Origin of the sequence: Limnohabitans sp. (assembly GCF_044373035.1) — a bacterium.
GTDB lineage: Bacteria > Pseudomonadota > Gammaproteobacteria > Burkholderiales > Burkholderiaceae_C > Limnohabitans_A.
On the sequence record NZ_JBILQU010000171.1, the window covers coordinates 1 to 3,705 of the forward strand.

The window sequence follows — 3,705 nt, forward strand, 5'->3', positions numbered from 1 at the left end:
TGCTCGCAAGGTATGTTGGAACAAAAGCAAGCGCCTTCAAACCGCCAACAGCAGGCAGACCAAGCCGTGGCGGGTTGGAACGCTTTGCATGAACCCGAGTTTCAAAGTGCGTGGGTCGGTGTTGGTGGAAGCTACAAGCGCCCCTGCTCCCGCAGCAGTTGTGCGCGCTCCCGGATGCCGCGCTCACCGCGCTGCAGTGCCTCTTCGTTGGTGTGTACCGAGTACGAGCCCATGTGCAAATCATGCGGGTGCGGCACGGCGGAGCCGAGCACAAAGGCGGTGTCTTCCAGCGCCGTGAATGTGATGCCAGCTTCGCTGCGGTCAAACACCGCCAAGTCGCCCGTGCGCAAGGTGGCGGGGGTGGACAAGCTACCTTCGCCTACGGCAGCCCAGGCAACGCTGTGCCCGCGTGGCGGCGCGAACTGCCACGCTTCACCCGCCTTGAGGTGCACACCCAGATAGGTCATGTTGGATGGCGCAGGAATCGGGCTGCTGTGGCCGCCATAGCTGCCGAGCAACACGCGTGCGGGACCCACGTGCGGGATGTCAGCGGGGTCCAGGTAGCGGCTGTAGGCCGTGGCCAGCTCCAGTTCAGGCGGCATGGCCACCCACAGCTGGAACCCCAGCACGCGCTCGGCATTGGCCGGGCCACCGCGGTGCCACACACCACCGCCAGCCATCATCCACTCCACACCACCGGTGGGCAGCACGCCGCGCGCGCCTTGCTCACCGGTTGTGTCTTCGTAGTTGGCGCGGCCGTCGATCAAATACGTGAGGGTGGCGATGCCCGAGTGCGGGTGCATGCCGAATTGCGGCGCGCGCCCACCAGCGGGCGACTCAAACCGGTCCAAAAAAATGAAGGGCTTGAGCACCTCGCCCAGGTCTCCAGGGCTCACCAGCCTGGTGATGGGGCCGTGCGAACTGCCACGGGTGCGGTGCACCAGAGCCCGCTCTGCCGGACGGGTGGGGGTAGCGACTGTGGTCATGGAAACTCCTTGTGCCTATGGCTTCAATGGTTTCTGGTGACTGGGGCTGATCAGTTCTTGCGGAATTGTGCGGGACGGTTGTGCCACACGACCAGTGCACACAGCAGACCCAACACGATGGCAGGGATAGGAGAACCGGGCACCACGATCAAATGCGAGAGTGTGGCGCCCACCATGGTGCCGCCAAGCAGCAAGCCAGCGTAGAGGCCCGTCGCAGGGACCAGCATGAGCAGCGCGCCGGCCACTTCAATACCGCCGGTGACATAGCGGAACCACTGGCCGATGCCAATGGCTTCAAAGGTGGCGACCATTTGCGCCACGCCAGCCAGTTTTGCCGACCCGGCGGCGCCAAACGCCAGTGCCAAAAGAATGCGAACGCCCCAAACGGTGCGGTTTTTTGCGGTGGAAGACAGTGCCATGGTGAACTCCTTTAACAAGATTGATTGCGATGCCTGTAGATTAGGATCGCAGGCATTACTTGTGTAGACGCAATAATTGCAATTCACCATGCCATTTTTGAAAGCAATACCGTGCTCGATTTGAACCAAATGGCGCTGTTTGTGCAGGTGGTGCAGGCTGGCAGCTTTGCCGAAGCCGCACGGCGCCTGGGGCTGCCCCCCACCACCCTGAGCCGCCAGGTCGCCCAGCTGGAAGACAGCCTACAGGCCCGCCTGTTGCAGCGCACCACCCGCAAGCTCAGCCTGACTGACGCCGGACGAACGCTGTTTGACCGCTGTGCAGCCCAGATTGAGGCACTCACGGACGCCGCCGATGCGCTCAGCGGCGACACCAACACGCCCAAAGGCCGCATCCGGGTGGCGGCTTCGGCAGGGTTTTTTGACTATTTCCAGATGGACTGGTTGGCGGAATTTCTGGCGCGCTACCCTGCGGTGCAAGTGGAGTTTGTGTTGAGCGACGGCATGGCAGACTTTGTGGGCGAAGGGATCGACCTGGCGTTTCGTGGCAGCGGCGAACTGCCGGATTCCAGCCTGGTCGCCCGCAAGCTCGCATCAAGCTACATGGCGCTGGCGGCCAGCCCGGCCTACTTGGCGGCCAGGGGCACGCCCAGCACCATAGAAGACTTGGCTTTGCATGACTGCATCCGCCCCGCCAAGCAAGGGGCCAGCGGTACCTGGCGCTTGGGGCAAGGTGGCAACCTGACACAGGTGCAGGTCAGTGGCCGTTTTGCGGCCAATACCGGACAAGCGCAAATCAAGGCCGCGATTGCTGGCATGGGCATCTGCCTGCAGCCCATAGGCGCGCTGCAAAGTGCCTTGGCATCGGGTGCATTGGTGCAAGTGCTACCCGGTGTGGCCAGTGCAGCAGCAGGTCTGTTTGTGGTGTACCCCAGCCGCCGCCATGTGCCCCGCGCCGTCACCGCCTTTGTCGACATGACTTTGGAGCGGCTGGCGGCCACGATTGTCGAGCGCAACTGAACGCCCCGTACCATCAAGCCATGGCCTCGACTTTGAACCTGGACACCCTGCGCCGCTACGCCATCGCGCGCACGCTGTTTACACCTACCACCCTGCCAAAGGCCATTGCAAAGATGGGCTTTGTGCAGGCGGACCCGATACGCGCCCCGGCACGCGCGCAAGACCTGACACTGCGCCACCGCGTGCAGAGGTACCGTGCGGGTGACCTGGAGCAACGCTACGCAAAGCTGGGCATCGAAGAAGACTTCTTTGTGAACTATGGTTTTCTGCCGCGCCAGATCCATGCGCTCATGCATCCCCGCACACCCAAGACCGTGCCGAGCGCTGTAAAGCGCAAACAAATGGACGCGGTGCTGGCGTTTGTGCGCAGCCATGGCGTGGTGCACCCGCGCATGGTGGATGCGCACTTTGACCATGGCAAGACCACCAACTGGTTTGGCGGCTCCAGCAATGCCAGCACCCAGTTGCTCAATGACATGCACTACCGCGGCCTGCTGCGCATCGCCGGGCGCGCCAGCGGCGTGCGCACCTACGCATCGCGAGACGCCGACCTTGCCGATGTGTCCCCGGCAGACGCGATGGACGCGCTGATCGATGTGATCGTGAATGTGTACGCGCCGCTGCCCGAACGCAGCCTGGCAGAGTTGGTCAGCCACTTGCGAGGTGGTGCACCGCAGTGGGCGCACTTGCGAACTGAAGCCCTGCGCCGAGCCAAAGCGCGCCTGGCGCACACCACCATTGACGCACAAACCTACTACTGGCCTGGGGATGAAAATCCGGTGTCCAAACACCATGCACCGCACACCGGTGTGCGCCTGCTGGCACCCTTTGACCCGCTGGTCTGGGACCGCCGCCGGTTCGAGCATTTCTGGGGCTGGGCCTACCGGTTTGAAGCCTACACACCCGCACCCAAACGCGTACGCGGCTACTACGCCCTGCCGCTGCTATGGAATGAGCAGGTCATTGGTTGGGGCAACCTCTCGGTGGCCCATGGCCGATTGCACGCAGACTTGGGCTACGTGAGCGGCAAAGCACCGCGCGGGACCGGGTTCAAGGCGGAGCTGGCGCAAGAACTTTCCAATATCGCCCAGTTCTTGGGACTGGAAGGTGATGCGGCACACAAGGTTCTACAGCTCACCAAGTGAGTCGCTATCATTTCAGGAGCTGTTTGCGCACATTTCATAAGCACTGCAGGCCAAAACTGCTTGAAAGTAAGCCTGTGCGCCGGGTGTCATCTTCCACCCGGCCACCGGCATCGACACCGAAGCGGTGGCCAAAGCCCA

Annotated in this window: 4 protein-coding genes; 2 read left to right on the forward strand and 2 right to left on the reverse strand. The window is 62.8% G+C overall.

Going from position 1 to position 3,705, the window contains the following annotated elements:
- Positions 1–131: 131 nt before the first annotated feature.
- Positions 132–986, reverse strand: a complete 855-nt coding sequence (locus tag ACIQ47_RS15190) for a pirin family protein (RefSeq protein WP_396438885.1) — start codon at positions 984–986, stop codon at positions 132–134.
- Positions 987–1,036: 50 nt separating this feature from the next.
- A complete protein-coding gene (locus tag ACIQ47_RS15195) occupies positions 1,037–1,405 on the reverse strand; it encodes a DoxX family protein (protein ID WP_396438886.1) in 369 nt (122 codons plus the stop codon).
- Positions 1,406–1,516: 111 nt separating this feature from the next.
- Here ACIQ47_RS15195 and ACIQ47_RS15200 point away from each other — a divergent pair, with 111 nt between their 5' ends.
- Together ACIQ47_RS15200 and ACIQ47_RS15205 are read left to right on the forward strand one after the other, a co-directional pair.
- Positions 1,517–2,422: a LysR family transcriptional regulator gene (locus ACIQ47_RS15200; RefSeq protein ID WP_396438887.1), complete on the forward strand. Its 906-nt coding sequence runs from the start codon at positions 1,517–1,519 to the stop codon at positions 2,420–2,422.
- 20 nt (positions 2,423–2,442) lie between these two features.
- A complete protein-coding gene (locus ACIQ47_RS15205; protein WP_396438888.1) occupies positions 2,443–3,567 on the forward strand; it encodes a DNA glycosylase AlkZ-like family protein in 1,125 nt (374 codons plus the stop codon).
- Positions 3,568–3,705: the final 138 nt, after the last annotated feature.